We start from the raw sequence: 15981 nt of genomic DNA, 5'->3' as shown, positions 1-15981 counted from the left end.
AAATATACAAAAAACTGCCAGTTTTATGTAATATAATAAAGCAAATTTCATGCCAGATTTGCAAAACCAAACTATTTTCAGAAAACATGATGGATTTATGTTATTTTATGTGATTTATGCCGATTTGTTTTAATATGGGCAAGATGGATGCGGAATACGATATGACACATTTTGTTTCAACTATATAGCTCGAATAAAACGATTTGTTCTATATCTGAGTTCTGTTTTAGATTTACAGGATACAGATGTGTTCTGCGGTATATGCATGAGAAAGAAGGAAAGTGATACATATGATAAAAATAGCACTGGCTGTTCCTTACAAGGGTTTTATTGAGAACGCTTACCAGATTTTCAGACAACATAATGAATTTTACAGAGCGGTTGATCAGGAAAACTATGAGATGGAGGAGGTTATTGTCACCAGTGAAAATGTGAACCAGATTAAGATTGAGGCCGACATAGTACTCACCAGAGGACTTCTCGCTGAAATCCTGGCCAGTTTGTCAAAAAATATCCCGGTAGTGGAAATTACGGTTCCGGCTGCGGATATTCTGAGGACCATACGCAATTGCGTTGAGCATTACGGAAAACAAAAAATCGGAATCATAGCAGCCGGCAACATGCTTGACGGCATTACAGAGCTTTCGGATTTAAGCGAGGCTCCTATCAGGACCTTTGTTTTGACACCTGACTGGAATAATGAAATGCTGGTGAAACGTGCTGAGTCAGAGGGGTGCAAGGTGATATTGGGAGGAGTAAATACCTGCCGTTATGCTGCGGAGAATCATGTATCCTTTATGATGATCCAAACCAGCCAGGAAGCGTTTTGGAACGCGCTGTCCGACGTCAAACGCACCTGGTCCATTTTCAGGAAGGAACAGGAGAAAGCCCTTCGCCTGCAGGCTTTGCTGGACATATCACACGATGGCATTCTGCTGATTGACCCTGATTTTAAGCTTACAGCCATGAACAGGAAAGCGCAGTCTGTCCTTGGAATAGACGGGGAGCACCTGCCCGTTGACGCCCTGTCCCTTGGAGGGGAGCTTAAGGATGTACTGGCAGGCGATGAAGAATATGTGAACCGCCTTGTCCAATATGGCAGCAATATGCTGAATGTAAGTAAAAACGTTCTGAAAATCCAATCATCCATCTGCGGGTATGTGGTCAATGTGCAGGCAGTGAAAGAAATCCAGAGCATGGAGCATGACATCCGAAAACGGATCTGTAAAAGGGGCCATATTGCCCGCTACAGGTTTGACGATATCACGGGAGAGTCGCCGGTTATGATATCGACTGTGGAGACGGCAAGAAGATACAGCCGGACGTCCTCCAATATTCTTCTGATTGGACAAAGCGGAACAGGAAAAGAGATGTTCGCTCAAAGCATCCATAATGACAGCCAGCGCAGGCGGATGCCCTTTGTGGCTGTTAATTGTGCTGCTATTCCGGAACAGCTTCTGGAAAGCGAGCTGTTCGGTTATGTACCGGGGGCTTTTACAGGAGCGCACAGGGACGGAAAGGCGGGACTTTTTGAGCTGGCCCACAAGGGAACCCTTTTTTTGGACGAAATCGGAGAGATTTCACTGCCGCTGCAGGCGAAACTACTGCGGGTTCTTCAGGAGAGGGAGATTATGCGGGTCGGGGGAGATTCTGTCATTCCCGTGGATATCCGCATCCTGGCGGCTACCAACCAGAATCTGGAGCAGCTGGCGGCTGAGCGTCAGTTTCGGGAGGATTTATTGTACCGCCTGGATGTGCTGCGGATCAATATTCCCTCTCTGAACCAGCGCAGGGAGGATATTTCTCTGCTTGCGGATTCCTATATGAAACGCGCGTTTCCTGATATACGGATAACAGATGAAGCAAAAGCATACTTAGAGCAGATGGACTGGCCCGGTAATGTGCGGCAGCTTTTTAATTTTTGCGAACGCCTTGCAGTGCTCTGCAACGGTTTTGCGGTGGATGCAGACCTTGTGGCCGCTGTATCCTTACAGGGAGGAATCCCGCTCGGGACAGGTTCAGTCCTCTCTGATGAGGAGGACGAACAGCGTATTATTACTAAGACCCTTGCATCCTGCCATTACCATAAGGGCAACACAGCCAAAGCTCTTGGCATCAGCCGTTCCACGCTTTGGCGCAAGCTGCGGGAATATGGAATCAGGACATGAGACAATACTAAGTAATCCAGCCGGATTTTTTCTGGGAGAAAATCCGGCTGGATATTTGTTTTTTTCCTGAGGCTTTCTGATAATAACAGGAATATGGTTTTTTTATATTATTTCCGTTTAGTTGGACACCACCAGCGTCTTCAGCCCATCCGTTGCGTTTGGGGCATTGAAGATATACAGAGTGTAGGATGTATTGGCGCTCATGTTGGCGGAGGTGGTTGCCACTGAGGTGTTGGGATAGGAGCCGGTCCTGGAGATGTAGAGCTGGTACCACCCCGGATAGAAGCTGGTGTAAGGGGTCACTTCCCTGTAGCGTACATTGCTGAACGCAGTATAGGAGGAGTTCTGGTTGCCGATGGATACGTCGAAGGGCCCCAGGTTCAGCGACAGGTTGCAGGTCCGCAGACAGCTGGTGCCGGAAGGCGCGTTGCAGGAGATGTCGGATATTTCCATGATGTCCAGGCCGCTTGCCGTATTGATGATGGCAATGGTCATGGAGGCGGAGGCGCGTACCTGCACGGTCTTCTGGATGTACACATAGCCGTTGGCTCCTGACACGGTGACGGTCTGGGTGCCGGAGGCAGACTGGACGTAGCCTGTTATGTCCCCGTTCCCCAGGCCGCTTGCCACCATCCAGTTGCCCAGGTACACGTAAAAGGGCTGGTACCCGGTGGAAGCATTGAGGATGCGCACCCTGCCGAAGCTGGTGGCGGTGCAGTTGTAGCATGGGAAGGTGACGCCGGGAATCACGGTGACAGAACCGCTGTTGCCGGGGAAAATAGGCCGGAAGATAGGCGGAAAGCCGGGACGGTTGCCGCTGTCCACAGGGCCGCCTTCACCTGGATTGGGAAGAGGTATGACCGGGACATTGGCGCCGTTATTCTGATTGCCGCCGCTGTCCACAGGACCGCCCTCGCCCGGATTGGGAAGAGGAGTAACGGGAACATCGGCCTCCCCCAGCTCTGCCGTGGTCAGGAGGGTGTCCGGATACTCATTCATTCTGTCTGTATGATAGGACTGATTGTTCATAGAGACCTCGCAAAAGATTGATTCACTATAGTCTATTCATATGGAAGAAGGAATGTGTATGTTTTTGAAAAAAAGGGAACTGCATTTTTGGCAGGCTGATGCATATAATAAAAGGAACCAGTGTATCAGGAGCGTGGGCGTATGTCATGGGAACCAAAGAAAACAGCCGTATCCGCACTGGGGCTGCCCCGGGACGTGATTCTGGGGGATGTGCTTATAAGCTTTGTGGGCAGGAGCCAGGTGAATGTGGAAAATTACAGGAGCATCCTGATTTACACGGATACCCTGATTAAGCTCCAGGCCAGGAACTGCAAGGTGGTGATTCACGGAGCCCGCTTAAAGATTGATTATTATACGGCGGAGGAGATGAAGATAACCGGCCAGGTCGGTTCTTTGGAATTTGAAACATAAATCAAAGGAGGGGCCTGTTTGATTGAATGGCTGTTACATAATTGGGAAGGATATGTAAGACTCCGTCTTCACGGCTATTCACCGGAACGTTTCCTGAATCTCTGCAATGCCAGGGGTCTGGAGGTATGGGGACTGATATGCAACCGGGACGGGGATTATGAGTTTTTTATGACTGTGGAAGGATACCGCCGGGTGAAGCCCCTGGTGCGCAAGGCACAGGTAAGGCTGCACATTACCGGCCGTTTCGGCCTCCCATTTTTTATTTACAGGCACAGGAAGCGCTGGTATTACGGTGCCGGAATCATGGCCTTTTTCCTGGTGCTTTACGTCATGTCCCTGTTTATCTGGGATATCCAGTTTGAGGGTAATTACAGGTATACCTACGATACTCTGGTCCGTTTTCTGGACACCCAGGACATTGATTACGGCATGCTAAAGGCCAGGATTAACTGCGAGGATCTGGAAGCCTCCATGCGCACAAGCTTTCCCGAGATAACCTGGGTGTCTGCCCGTGTTTCCGGCACAAGGCTGCTCATCCACATCAAGGAAAACGAGGTGCTGTCCACTATCCCTGAGAAGGACGAGACACCCTGCGACATTGTGGCGTCCCAGCCCGGAATCATCACCTCCATGGTGGTGCGCCAGGGGGTTGCCCAGGTCTGTGTGGGGGACCAGGTGGAGGAGGGACAGGTACTGGTCAGCGGCCGGGTACCCATTATTGGTGACAACGAGGAGGAGATCAATGCCTACATGGTTCACGCGGATGCGGATATTGTGGCCAGAACCGTCAAACAATATGAGAAAACATTTCCTCTGCTGCATCAGGAACGTGTCCATACGGGGCGCAGGCGGAGAGGGTGGTACATGAAGGCCGGGGCCTGGTCCTTTACCTTCCTGACCCCGGTAAGGGGACAGGGGGAGTGGGATTATTCCATGGAGGAAAAACAGCTGAGGCTGTTTTCCAATTTCTATCTTCCTGTCTATATAGGCGCCATACAGGGCCGGGAAATGGCTGCTTATGAGAGAAATTACAGGGAGGATGAGTTAAAGGAGCTGTCAAAAGCCATAAATTACCAATTTGTCAAAAATTTAGAGGAAAAGGGGGTACAAATTCTTGAAAATAATGATAGAATAGAAACAAGTGTTTCTGAATGCCGTCTGACAGGTGAACTCGTCACAGAGGAATCCATTGTTAAGACACAGCCGGCAGCGGAGCCTGATATGAATTCCGGCGGAGAGCCGGGAGAAAAACCAGAGGAGACAATAACTGCTGAATGAGTGTAATTGAGACAATGATTGACATTCCCGCAGAGCATGAGCGGAATGTCTGCGGACAATTTGACACCTACTTAAAGAAGATAGAGCGCACCCTGCATGTGACCATGATAGCCAGGGACGGCGAAATAAAAATTATCGGACCAGAGAAAACTATAGGCCAGGCAAAAAGCGTGTTCAACAACCTGATTGAACTGTCCAAGAGGGGCAATACCATTACGGAACAAAACGTGGATTATGCCCTGTCCCTGTCTTTTACGGAGAATGACGGGCAGATTCTGGAGATTGACAAGGATATCATATGCCGGACCATATCCGGCAAGCCGGTAAAGCCAAAGACGCTGGGGCAGAAGCATTATGTGGATGCTATCCGCAAGAAGATGATTGTGTTCGGCATCGGACCGGCCGGCACGGGAAAGACATACCTTGCCATGGCCATGGCCATCCAGGCCTTTAAGAACGGCGAGGTGGGGCGCATTATCCTTACCAGGCCGGCCATTGAGGCCGGAGAAAAGCTGGGATTCCTGCCGGGTGATCTCCAGAGCAAGATTGACCCGTATCTGCGTCCTCTTTATGACGCCCTGTACCAGATTATGGGGGCGGAAAGCTATCTCCACAATTCGGAGAAGGGGCTTATTGAGGTGGCGCCCCTGGCCTACATGAGAGGAAGAACCCTGGACAACGCCTACATTATCCTGGATGAGGCCCAGAACACCACCCCGGCCCAGATGAAGATGTTCCTGACCAGAATCGGTTTTGGCTCCAAGGTCATCATAACAGGAGACCAGACCCAGAAGGACCTTCCGGGAGGCGCTGTTTCCGGTCTGGACACTGCCCTTAAGGTGCTGAAACGGATTGACGACATCGGGTTCTGCTACCTGACCAGTTCCGACGTGGTGCGTCATCCGCTGGTGCAGAAAATTGTACAGGCCTATGAGACATATGAACAAAAGAATACCCCGCCTGCAGGACGGCGCAGGATACGGGAGCGGAATTAATCCGCCAAGGAGAAGTGAGTATGACCATTTCAATTGAATACGAAGCAGAAAAGGTACTGGATTTGCCCTACCGGGAAATCATCGAGGACACTGTGCTGGCTGCCCTGGATTATGAGGGCTGTCCCTATGAGGCAGAGGTCAATGTCATTCTTACGGACAATGACGCCATACAGGAAATCAACCGGGAGCACCGTCAGATTGACGCTCCCACGGACGTGCTGTCCTTTCCTATGGTGGATTATGAGTCGCCATCGGATTTTGACCATGTGGAGGAGGCTGTGGAGGATTACTTCAATCCTGAAACCGGAGAGCTGATGCTGGGGGATATTGTGATTTCCGTGGATAAGGTGGAGGAACAGGCTGAGAAATACGGCCATTCCCAGACCAGGGAGCTGGCCTTCCTGACAGCCCACAGCATGCTCCACCTGTTTGGTTACGACCATATGGAGGACGGCGAGCGGCTGGTGATGGAGGAAAAGCAGAAAGAGATACTGGAAACCAGGGGGTATACAAGATGAGAAACGGGTTCAGATGGATGGCAATCGGTTTAACGGCAGGACTGACGGCAGCAGTCCTTTTGACGGGCTGCGCCAGGGAAGCCAGCGTGGAAGCAACCACGGTTCAGGAGCCTCCTGCCACCACTGAGGCCGCTGAACCCGATATCATCATCCGGTCTGACCCGGAGACAAAAAAGGAGGACACCGGAAACCTGCCGGCATTTTATCTTCCTGAGGAACGGACAGAGGAAAACGGTATGATTCGCAGCTATCTGACCGGCCAGATGGTGGAAACCGCCAAGGGAAACCGCCGGCCCGCGGCTGTGATGATGAGCAATGACAAGGAAGCCAGGCCCCAGTACGGCATTAACAGGGCGGGGGTGGTCTATGAGGCGCCGGTGGAGGGAGGCATGAACCGGTACATGGCCCTGATAGAGGATTACGACGGTCTGGAACGCATTGGTTCCGTGCGCAGCTGCCGGACCTACTACACCTATTTTGCCAGGGAGTTTGACGCTGTCTATGTACACTTTGGACAGAGCACCTTTGCCAAGCCTTACCTGAAAAATGTGGACCATATCAACGGTCTGGACGCCATCGGCGATCTGGCCTTTTACCGCACAAAGGACAAGAAATCGCCTCATAATGCATATACCAGCGGGGACAGGATTACGGCCTCCATAGAGAAGCTGGGGTACACCCAGTCTTACGCCCCGTCCTACAAGGGCCATTATCTTTTTGCCAGGGACGGCAGGGAGGCATCCCTGACAGAGCGTCCGGGAGTCATGGACGCAGGCACGGCAAAGACCGGATATATCATGAACCAGGCATACTTTGTGTACGACCCTTCGGACGGGCTTTACCACCGTTACCAGTACGGCGGCATCCATCAGGGGGATGAAGGGCCTGTTGCGGTGAAAAATGTGATTTTCCAGTACTGCCAGACCGGTCATTACGCCACCACGGATTATCTGGATATCAATGTACATACTACGGAATGCGGGTATTTTATGACTGACGGCAAAGCGATTCCTATTAACTGGGAAAAGGACGGAGAATTCGGTCCCACCCGTTACTTCGATGCCAACCACGATGAAGTTGTGCTGAATCAGGGAAAGACATGGGTCTGCATCATTCCCACCAGGGACTTTGCCAAGTCGGAAATTATCGGAAATGAGGATACACAGTAATAAACATGAATCCAAGGACAAGCAGGAAAAAAACCAGGAAACAGAAAGCAGCTAATTTTGTCATACAGGGAAGCATCCTGGCCATGGCCGGTATCGTGGTACGCATTATCGGCATGCTTTACAGGATGCCCCTTAACGACATTATCGGAAAACAGGGAAACGGATATTATACGTCAGCCTTCAACGTGTATAATATCCTCCTTATATTATCCTCCTACAGCATGCCGGTGGCAGTGTCGAAGATGATATCTGCCCGGCTGGCAAGGGGGGAGCACAGAAACTGCAGCCGCATCTTAAAAGCGGCTCTTATTTATGCTACGGCAGTGGGAGGCATAGCGGCGGTGGTTCTGTGGTTTGGGGCGGATTTGTTCGCACAACTCATCAAGACGCCTTTCAGCCGGTACGCCTTAAAGACCCTGGCGCCCACCATCTGGATCATGGCATATCTGGGCGTGCTCAGAGGATATTTCCAGGGGACGGGCACCATGGTGCCAACGGCCGTATCACAGATTTTAGAACAGATTGTCAACGCGGTGGTCAGCGTGGTCGCAGCCGGAATTCTCTTTGGCGTGGGTACGTCCATTAATGCTGCCCAGGGGGCAAAGGATTATTCCTATGCGCTGGGGGCTGCGGGCGGCACCATCGGCACCGGGGCAGGAGCGCTCACGGCTTTTCTGTTTTTTATATGCCTTACCGCATCCAAAGGGCGGGAGAGAAGGCAGATGGTCCGGGAGGATGTGTCGGGGAGGACGGAGAGCTACCGCCGGATATTTTATGTGCTCACCATTACCGTGCTGCCCATTGTCATCAGCAGCGGCATCTACAACTGCTCCAATGTGGTGGACAATTACCTGTTCGGCCAGGGCATGGACAAGCTGGGGTATATGGAGGATTCCATTGCCACCTACTGGGGTGTGCTGGGACAGTACCAGCTGCTCTTTAATATACCGGTGGCTGTTTCCAACGCCCTTTCATCCTCTCTGATACCGTCCCTCACAAGGGCGGTTGCAAACAGGAACAGAAAGGAGAAGCTGGAGCGGATTGCAACCTCCATCCGTTTTTCCCTGCTGATTGCCATTCCGGCAGCAGTGGGAATTACGGTGTTGGCTAAGCCGGTCTGCAACCTGCTGTTTATCAGTGAGGACAATACCATGCTGATACGGCTCTCCATGGCTGGTTCCCTGGCCGTGGTATTCTACTCCCTGTCAACTGTTACAAACGCCGTCCTCCAGGGCCTGAACCATATGGACGTGCCCATACGCCATGCCGTCATTGCCCTGGTCATTCATGTGGCGGTGCTGGAAGTGTTCCTTATGGTATTTAAGATGGGAATTTACAGTGTGGTGTTTGCCAATATTATATTTGCCCTTGTGATGTGTCTGTTAAACGGACATGCCATTGCCAGGTTTGCCAGATACAGGCAGGAATATAAGAGAACGCTCATCCTGCCCACAATATGCGCCGGCTTCATGGGAGCGGCCGCTTATGGGGTATACAGAGGCATTTACGCCCTGCTTCCTGACCAGCTGATGAGGGGCAGGATGGGTATGGCCATTGTGGTGTTCCCCTCGGTGGCAGTGGCCATCCTGGTCTATGCCGTGCTCCTTGTAAGGTTCAGGGCAGTGGAGGAGGAGGAGCTAAAGGGAATGCCGGGAGGAAGGAGACTGGTCCGTCTTTTGAACCGGTTCCGGCTTCTGGGATAAGAGACAAAAGGGCATGTTTGTTGTATGTTTGTTGTATTTATCAGGAAAAATTTGAGAATGCATGATTAAAACAGAATAAGAAAGCAGATACTAACCTTAAAGCGGCGTCCGGCGCCATGCTGACCGGCATGGCGGGGCCTGGGCCGGCGAGGAGGTTAGTGCATGAAGAAGTTATTATACTGCTTTGCCCTGTTTGCAGTCACATCCATTGTGTGTCTCATTGTTGCGTATGGAATTACCCGGTATAGCGTCAGGCAGGAACAGGCAGTTCCCAATACGGTCATTGAGACGGAGACAGTCAACGATGTGGATGACAGGGCCGCCATGAACCAGGAACAGGTAAAGCCAATACTGGAAAGCGTTTCTCCGGCAGAAGAATACTATCTTGTGTCGGAGTCCGGCTTTCTCCTGGTATTCTGCAGCGACCGCAGCACCATCTGCCTCTATACCCATATTCCTGTCACGGATTTTCCGGAAAAGGAGAGGGAGAAGCTGATGGAGGGCATATGGTTTCCGTCCATGATGGATGTATACCATTATTTGGAATCGTATACAAGCTGAGTATACAAGCTGATGGGATACGGCTATGCCGCAATCGCCAGCCTGCGCGGCAGGCTGCGGTCTACGCGGTGGCCAGATGTCCCTTTTTCTCGTTTTTCTGGATGAAGTCCAAAAGATCTTCATCCTCAGAGTTCTTTACATCGCCGTTTAAGGCAGAACTGAGCACATGGGTAAGTTCGTCCATATAATGGTGATAGACTTCGCTGGTCCTGTCGTGGGGACGGGGAATGTCTATGGCGATATCGGCCAGTATCTTTCCCTTTTCCCTGGACATGACGATGACACGGTCGCTGAGATAGACTGCCTCGTCCACATCGTGGGTGACCATTAGCGCCGTGGTTTTTTTTGCCTGAAGCATCTGCTCCAGCTGTTTTTGCAGCAGCTGCCGCATCTGGAAATCCACTGCTCCCAGGGGTTCGTCTAAGAGCAGAACCTCAGGGTCGCAGGCAAGCGCGCGCAGCAGAGCCACTCGCTGCTTCATTCCGCCTGATATCTCATGGATATAGTAGTTGGCATAATCCTGAAGCTGCGCCATCTCAAGAAGTTCCTTCAGACGCTGTTCACGCTGCGCTTTTGGAATTTTTCTTTTTTTCATGGGATAGAGAATGTTCTCACCCACCTTCAGCCATGGAAGAAGAGCGTAGTTTTGGAATACAAAGGCGCGGTCAGGACCGGGCTTTGTCACTTCCCGGTTATTTACAAAAATTTTTCCGCTGTCCCGCGGCTGAAAACCGGCTATGATGGTAAGCGTGGTTGTCTTTCCGCAGCCGGAGGGACCCAACAGGGAGACGAATTCCCCGTCCCTGACTTCAAAACTGATGTCTGACAAAACAACGGTCCGCTCCTTGGCTCCGCGTTTGTTCTCAAAACTCTTGCTCAGTTCCTGCACAGTAATAGACATAATTATCTTCCTTCTTTCTTTTAAATCTCCAGAAATTTAATGTGGACGGAATCAGGAAGAACCCCTCCAGCATTTATATCCTCAGAAAATTTTCCGGTCCGGCTTAATTCCCGGACTGTTTTGTTATAGGCGTCCACAAATTTCCTGAAGGGATCTGTGTCCACCACATCCTTTCGTACAACCAGGACATAAGAGATATAATCCTCATCTGATATGGGGGCAATGGACGTGCCAGGCACCAGGACTGCTTTGGTGATATCCATAACCGCGGCGTCAATCTGCCCTGTTTCAAGGGAGTAGCCCAGAACCCTTGGACTGATTTCTGAGATTTCCGTGATCTGCGGATAGGCTTCCGACACCATCTTTGACAGGTGTTTCCGGCCTTGGCTGATGCCTATGTGGGATATCTGCTCCATATCCGTGATGCTGTAAATCAGCACATCGGAGTTCATGATGACAGGGGCGTATATCATGAACCGCGTGTCCTCAATCAGATGGGATGCCATATGACTGCAATAAAATGCAATGTCAATTTCCTCTGAGCGTAAAGCCCATTGTGCGGTATTGTTTCAGCAGTCGTTGAATTCAAAGGATTCGACTGCCTTTTCTCCCTGGACCGTGCTGCCGCAGTGACTTAAGGTTTCATCCATCAGATAACCGGATATATCGTCCCCGGCACCGATGCGAAGCAGGCCCTGGTCTGCTCCGGAGTTATCCTTTGGAAAAAGGGATATCCCGAGAAAACAGGCTGTAAGGATGACTGCCGTACACAGTAAGGCTTTTTTGGTTGTATTCATATGGATGCTCCTTTCAGCAGCAGTTGTCCATGCCATCGCCGAATAGATCTTTTGGCTGTCCATCAATGATGCGGTAGATGGCATATCCGGCCTGTCCGTTTTTTTCTCCGGAGATAATGAACTCCATCTCTCCTTCGTGGTCTATGTTTTTAAATTGTATGCCCTGGTTTTCAATGGGAGCCGGAATGGGATCCGTGTAAACATAACCGCCGCCGTCCTGGCCCATGGCGGTTACAAAGCGGACCAGGGAGCCCTCTTTATATATGACTAACAGATCGGATATCCCGTCATCCGTCACATCTTCCTGGCAGGCCAGATAAATTTCTCTGTCAGGGAATTCCTTTTTAAAGGCAAGCAGAGCCTCGTTGTCCTTTTCCACGGCAGGGGCAAATGCCAGCCTGCGCCTGCCGGAGTTTTTTTCCTCTGCCTGCTTCTGAAGATATCTGCTGGCGGAAAAGGCAAGGAGGCAGACGGATAAAAGGAGGACCGTATACAGTGCGATCCGTTTATAAGGAGCCAGCCTTGTTGGTTTTTTAGTCATCACTCGTCTCCTAAATAAGTTCAGCTGTCTGGCTGCCAATTTGTTTTTTTATGATACGCACCAGGGCCACGCATGCGTAGGCGATCAGGACAAAGCTGCAGAGGTATTTCAGCCACAGGGGCGCGGTGAAAATCAGTTTGTTGGCAGCACGGATTGTTTTTTGCGAGGCGTCATAATCCAGCACAGGCTTAAATCCAGGCATGAGAAGCTGGTTTGTGATATACCCCACAATATTGGAAATCACTGTCACCATAAAAAAATACATAATCATGGCGCGTTTTCCGATGGTCCGGTTGATGGTCAGAAGTTCCGGGATATTGGTGGAGGCGCCGGCCATTAAAAATGTAATCGCAACTCCCGGTGCGGCTCCGCTGGCCACAAGGGCCGCTATAAAGGGAATATGTCCCACCGCGCACACATACATGAGAGCGGCCACCACCGTGATTCCAAAAAGAGAGATGATTCCCGGATTCCCCAGATACGTCTGCACAGCTGACTGGGGGAATATGTTAAAAATCAGGCCGGCAATCAACATTCCGCTTACCGCATACTTGCACACAGTGACCGACAGTTCGGTAAAGGACCACTTAAGCCCGGACAGCAGCTTGTCCTTAAAGGAGACCGCTTCCTCTTCCAGAAGGATGGCTGGCTGGCCGTCTTGTTCCCCGATTCCAGGCAAATGAAGCTCGCTTCCTCCAAATCTGTTTGCAGCCATTCCGATAAGCATGGGAGCCACAAATCCGGTAATTACATATATAATAGTAATTTCTTTTCCTAAAAGCCCCCAGCAGAGAATCACTGCAATGGGATTTATCATGGGGGAGGATGTCATGAATGCCAGCGTGGGTCCCAGATATGCACCTGAATAGTACAGGCTGATTCCCAGGGGGATGGTTCCGCAGCTGCATATGGGAATCAGCATGCCGAACACAGTGACCCAGAATACACCGGAAATTCTGGACGAACAGATAGAGCTCTTTTTCATCTTTTCAGGACTCAGGAATTCATGTAAAGCTCCTGCTATGGCAAAGCTTATGACCATCCAGACAGAGGCGCTGTTCAGCATATTAAGTGCGGAGTAACAGACGTGGTAGATAAATGCAGCGAATTCACTTAACAAGATTGTATTGCCTCCTCAAATGCCGCGGTTATGGATTCACGGCTTAATTTCTTAATGGCCTTGGATTCATTTATAACCAGCATGCTTTTGGTTACCGCGCCGTACTTTTTGATATAATCGAAATCTTTGCCGGTTTTGTATATGACGACTTCCAGCCTTCCTTCGTATTCTTTCCTTAAGGATTCAACGAACCCTATATAAACCTCGCATCATGCACATGCGCAAATATATTCAATACATGGTTTGTTCATGTCTGCTTCCTCCTTTTTACTTGTATTTTTTTCCATTCGCAGGAATTATAACATAATAAATGGTTGAAATAAACACGTATAGAAATATAGTATGGATGGGCCTGAAAGCATAGATAAATGCATTGTTTATGGGCGGAGAAATCCATAAAAATGTGGTGAAGGACAGTACGGGAAGGGGGATTTAATTATTCTATGGGGAATGAAAGGTAAATAGAGATTAACTATTATACTTCTCTGAAAAGCCATGGTAAACTCATATCGTTATGAAAAGATTACCAGTGAGGAGGTGAAAAAATGGAGGAAAAACATAAGCTTAACAGTCAGGAAAAGCAGGTCAGCAGAATGATTGTGGGAGTCAAAAGACAGGACAGGAGAAACTGGAAAAAGCTGTCAGGGGAAGGCTTTAATTACTACACGCCTGCGGCCGTGGCCTTGATAGCAGTCATATGGTTTTTTGGCGCCCACATGGCAAACAACTTTTTTATATTTCCCACATTAGAGAGTGTGGTTTACAGTGTGTTTGACAGCCTTCGGGATTTATATGTCCTGCGCAATATAGGAATAACAATGAGACGTGTGCTGACAGGCGTACTGTATGCCTGTCTGATAGGATTTCCCATAGGCCTGTTAATGGGGTATTCCCCTAAACTCATGAAAGCCATAGCGCCATTTATCAATTCCCTGCGCCAGGTGCCCATTATGGCCTGGGTTCCCCTTTCCATTGTGTGGTTTGGTCTGGGGGACGGCCCCACGATTTTTATGATTGCGTTCAGCGGGGTATTTACCCTTATCCTGAATACAATTGCGGGAGTACAGGATATCAGCCGGGACTATTACCACGCGGTGAGGAGCATGGGCGCAAACACGTGGGATGTAATCAGGGATGTAATCATGCCGGGCGCCTTACCGGGAGTGATTACCGGCGTAAGACTGGCCATCAGCGCAGGATGGATGTCCGTCATATGAGCGGAGTTCATCGCGACGAGTGCCGGGTTCGGTTACTGTATGGTAGAGGCGCAAGGCCGTATGAGGACGGATGTCATGATGGCGTACATGATTATTGCGGGACTGATAGGCTTTGTGATTGACAAGGGGATGTTATTGGTTGAATCAATCCTCTTGAAATGGAAAGTTGACTGATACTTTATGATTGAAGGAGCGGACATATGAAAAAGAAAAGGGTATTTTCAAGTGCCCTTGCAATCGGAGTGCTGGTAACGGCACTGGCCGGCTGCAAGGACAGTACTCAGACCAGTGTAACCGTTTCCACTGATTATGACCCTGCTGTGGAGGTTGCCAAATATAAGGATGTACTTGGCGAGATTCCGGCTACGGACAAGAATTTTGTGGTGGAAATGGGATATAACAACTGTGACCACATGGTGGCGGCACTTGTGGGACAGGGCGCGGGAATTTACGATGCATTGGGACTGAAGGTAAACATTACAAAGACAGGCAAAATCGCGGAGGCCATGTCCTCAGGGGAGATGGATGTAGGGTATCTGGGAATTGACAGCGCCATTGACGCGTCCAAAAACGGAGCCCCGCTATATATGGCGGCGGCTAATCACCTGGGAGGTTCCCGGTATCTGGTTGTGAGCAATGACATTACTGACCCGGAGCAGCTTAAGGGACAGAAACTTGCCATCGGAGGCGAGAGTGTTAAATACCGTCCGGAGTGGCATACCTGGGCAGAGGAGCTGGGATTGTCTCCAGACCCGGCAGACGGGGAATATGAAGCCATTTCCATGGGCTCCTCTGACGCGCTGATAGCAATGAAGGCAGGGCAGCTGGCGGCCTTTACCTGCTGAGACCCCTATGCCTCACAGGCAGAGTCCGAAGGTATCGGACATATTATGTGTACAGGATGGGGAGCTGATATCTCCTCTGATAAGGAAACAGGATGGGGTATGTGCTGCGTATATGCAATGCAGCAGGATTTCGCCAAGGAACATGAAGAACTGGCCAAGAGACTTGTTTTGGCTCACGGACTGGCTATACAGTATATGTATCTCCACCCGTACAACGCATCCATGATTTTTGCGGATACATTTGGAACCACGCAGATCGTCGGACTGAGGACCATGTACATGAAGTGTGTAAAAGAAGGACGCACCATTACATGGGAATTCAGCGAGGATAACATTAAAAACCGTTTTGCCCAGTATGATAAGTTTAACATTGACCCGGAACAGCGGACAAGCCTTGACACACTGGAAGAGTTCTGTAAACCGGAGTGGGTGGAAAAGGCCAGTCTGGGAAGCTTTGAGGTGTTTGCCCAGTCTATTGATTTGGACGGGAATTTCCCGTTGGGAATGGAGTACGAGGAGTGGCTGAAAAAGGCAATGGAAATTGACCATATCACGGACGAACAGCTTGCACAGGATGCGGCAAAGGCGGCGGAAGGCCATGAAGCCCAGCTGAAGGCAGAGCAGGAAGCGCGTGATAAAAAGGCAGCGGAGCAGGCGGCTGAGAAAGCGGCAGAGACCACTGCGGCGCAGAGTGACCATAAACATTAAGTGAGAAACAAGTACAAGAG

Annotated in this window: 16 protein-coding genes; 10 read left to right on the top strand and 6 right to left on the bottom strand. The window is 50.2% G+C overall.

The genetic code is table 11. The annotated features are described in order from the left end of the window. Window positions 1–290: 290 nt before the first annotated feature. Window positions 291–2168 (top strand): sigma 54-interacting transcriptional regulator, encoded by a 1878-nt coding sequence (locus LI015_RS13465; RefSeq protein WP_227125353.1) that lies wholly within the window; start codon window positions 291–293, stop codon window positions 2166–2168. A gap of 117 nt (window positions 2169–2285) precedes the next feature. On the opposite strand, the gene LI015_RS13460 is transcribed toward LI015_RS13465, so the two are convergent. Further along, entirely contained in the window at window positions 2286–3197 is a 912-nt protein-coding gene (locus LI015_RS13460) for a DUF4397 domain-containing protein (protein WP_002567461.1), read from the bottom strand. A gap of 141 nt (window positions 3198–3338) precedes the next feature. Here LI015_RS13460 and LI015_RS13455 point away from each other — a divergent pair, with 141 nt between their 5' ends. The 7 genes from LI015_RS13455 (at window position 3339) to LI015_RS13425 (ending at window position 9832) form a co-directional block, all read left to right on the top strand. Next, entirely contained in the window at window positions 3339–3608 is a 270-nt protein-coding gene (locus LI015_RS13455) for a YabP/YqfC family sporulation protein (RefSeq protein WP_002567462.1), read from the top strand. Window positions 3609–3626: 18 nt separating this feature from the next. Then, window positions 3627–4886 (top strand): sporulation protein YqfD, encoded by a 1260-nt coding sequence (locus tag LI015_RS13450; RefSeq protein ID WP_002567463.1) that lies wholly within the window; start codon window positions 3627–3629, stop codon window positions 4884–4886. Next, a complete protein-coding gene (locus LI015_RS13445; protein WP_002574484.1) occupies window positions 4883–5881 on the top strand; it encodes a PhoH family protein in 999 nt (332 codons plus the stop codon). Before LI015_RS13450 ends, LI015_RS13445 begins: the two co-directional genes overlap by 4 nt. Before the next feature lie 20 nt (window positions 5882–5901). Then, window positions 5902–6399 (top strand): rRNA maturation RNase YbeY, encoded by a 498-nt coding sequence (gene ybeY / locus LI015_RS13440; protein ID WP_002567465.1) that lies wholly within the window; start codon window positions 5902–5904, stop codon window positions 6397–6399. Then, a complete protein-coding gene (locus LI015_RS13435) occupies window positions 6396–7568 on the top strand; it encodes a DUF3048 domain-containing protein (protein ID WP_002567466.1) in 1173 nt (390 codons plus the stop codon). The genes ybeY and LI015_RS13435 overlap by 4 nt, the downstream gene beginning before the upstream one ends. Window positions 7569–7573: 5 nt before the next feature. Further along, entirely contained in the window at window positions 7574–9271 is a 1698-nt protein-coding gene (locus tag LI015_RS13430; protein ID WP_002567467.1) for a putative polysaccharide biosynthesis protein, read from the top strand. 162 nt (window positions 9272–9433) lie between these two features. Further along, window positions 9434–9832 (top strand): hypothetical protein, encoded by a 399-nt coding sequence (locus LI015_RS13425; protein ID WP_002567468.1) that lies wholly within the window; start codon window positions 9434–9436, stop codon window positions 9830–9832. Window positions 9833–9893: 61 nt separating this feature from the next. Here LI015_RS13425 and saoA read toward each other — a convergent pair whose 3' ends face one another. The 5 genes from saoA to saoT are packed head-to-tail and all read right to left on the bottom strand — an operon-like array spanning window position 9894 to window position 13442. Further along, on the bottom strand, window positions 9894–10733 hold the full coding sequence (saoA, locus tag LI015_RS13420) for an ABC transporter ATP-binding protein SaoA (protein ID WP_119205924.1): 840 nt from the start codon (window positions 10731–10733) through the stop codon (window positions 9894–9896). 20 nt (window positions 10734–10753) lie between these two features. Beyond that, on the bottom strand, window positions 10754–11530 hold the full coding sequence (saoB, locus tag LI015_RS13415) for an ABC transporter substrate-binding (seleno)protein SaoB (RefSeq protein WP_311144034.1): 777 nt from the start codon (window positions 11528–11530) through the stop codon (window positions 10754–10756). Window positions 11531–11543: 13 nt separating this feature from the next. Next, window positions 11544–12071: a Cys-Cys-COOH (seleno)protein SaoC gene (gene saoC, locus LI015_RS13405; protein WP_119205923.1), complete on the bottom strand. Its 528-nt coding sequence runs from the start codon at window positions 12069–12071 to the stop codon at window positions 11544–11546. A gap of 10 nt (window positions 12072–12081) precedes the next feature. After that, window positions 12082–13191: an efflux transporter SaoE gene (gene saoE / locus LI015_RS13400; protein ID WP_119205922.1), complete on the bottom strand. Its 1110-nt coding sequence runs from the start codon at window positions 13189–13191 to the stop codon at window positions 12082–12084. Further along, window positions 13185–13442 (bottom strand): thioredoxin-like (seleno)protein SaoT, encoded by a 258-nt coding sequence (gene saoT / locus LI015_RS28240; RefSeq protein WP_264468410.1) that lies wholly within the window; start codon window positions 13440–13442, stop codon window positions 13185–13187. Before saoT ends, saoE begins: the two co-directional genes overlap by 7 nt. 342 nt (window positions 13443–13784) lie before the next feature. Here saoT and saoP point away from each other — a divergent pair, with 342 nt between their 5' ends. Further along, window positions 13785–14582 carry an ABC transporter permease subunit SaoP gene (gene saoP, locus LI015_RS13395; RefSeq protein WP_264468415.1) on the top strand — a complete coding sequence of 266 codons (798 nt, stop codon included), beginning with the start codon at window positions 13785–13787 and terminating at the stop codon, window positions 14580–14582. 26 nt (window positions 14583–14608) lie between these two features. Next, on the top strand, window positions 14609–15961 hold the full coding sequence (gene saoX / locus LI015_RS28370) for an ABC transporter substrate-binding subunit SaoX (protein WP_302324931.1): 1353 nt from the start codon (window positions 14609–14611) through the stop codon (window positions 15959–15961). Window positions 15962–15981: the final 20 nt, after the last annotated feature.

Origin of the sequence: Enterocloster sp. 210928-DFI.2.20 (assembly GCF_020554465.1) — a bacterium.
Taxonomy (GTDB): Bacteria; Bacillota; Clostridia; order Lachnospirales; family Lachnospiraceae; genus Enterocloster; species Enterocloster bolteae.
This window is presented reverse-complemented; position numbering and strand designations above follow the sequence as displayed.

What these genes read in the sequence shown, in the direction of transcription:
- saoC (WP_119205923.1), bottom strand. Translation starts at nt 12,071, where the DNA reads ATGACTAAAAAACCAACAAGGCTGGCTCCTTATAAACGGATCGCACTG.
- LI015_RS13425 (WP_002567468.1), top strand. Translation starts at nt 9,434, where the DNA reads ATGAAGAAGTTATTATACTGCTTTGCCCTGTTTGCAGTCACATCCATT.
- LI015_RS13455 (WP_002567462.1), top strand. Translation starts at nt 3,339, where the DNA reads ATGTCATGGGAACCAAAGAAAACAGCCGTATCCGCACTGGGGCTGCCC.
- LI015_RS13445 (WP_002574484.1), top strand. Translation starts at nt 4,883, where the DNA reads ATGAGTGTAATTGAGACAATGATTGACATTCCCGCAGAGCATGAGCGG.
- ybeY (WP_002567465.1), top strand. Translation starts at nt 5,902, where the DNA reads ATGACCATTTCAATTGAATACGAAGCAGAAAAGGTACTGGATTTGCCC.
- LI015_RS13465 (WP_227125353.1), top strand. Translation starts at nt 291, where the DNA reads ATGATAAAAATAGCACTGGCTGTTCCTTACAAGGGTTTTATTGAGAAC.
- LI015_RS13460 (WP_002567461.1), bottom strand. Translation starts at nt 3,197, where the DNA reads ATGAACAATCAGTCCTATCATACAGACAGAATGAATGAGTATCCGGAC.
- LI015_RS13435 (WP_002567466.1), top strand. Translation starts at nt 6,396, where the DNA reads ATGAGAAACGGGTTCAGATGGATGGCAATCGGTTTAACGGCAGGACTG.
- LI015_RS13430 (WP_002567467.1), top strand. Translation starts at nt 7,574, where the DNA reads ATGAATCCAAGGACAAGCAGGAAAAAAACCAGGAAACAGAAAGCAGCT.
- saoA (WP_119205924.1), bottom strand. Translation starts at nt 10,733, where the DNA reads ATGTCTATTACTGTGCAGGAACTGAGCAAGAGTTTTGAGAACAAACGC.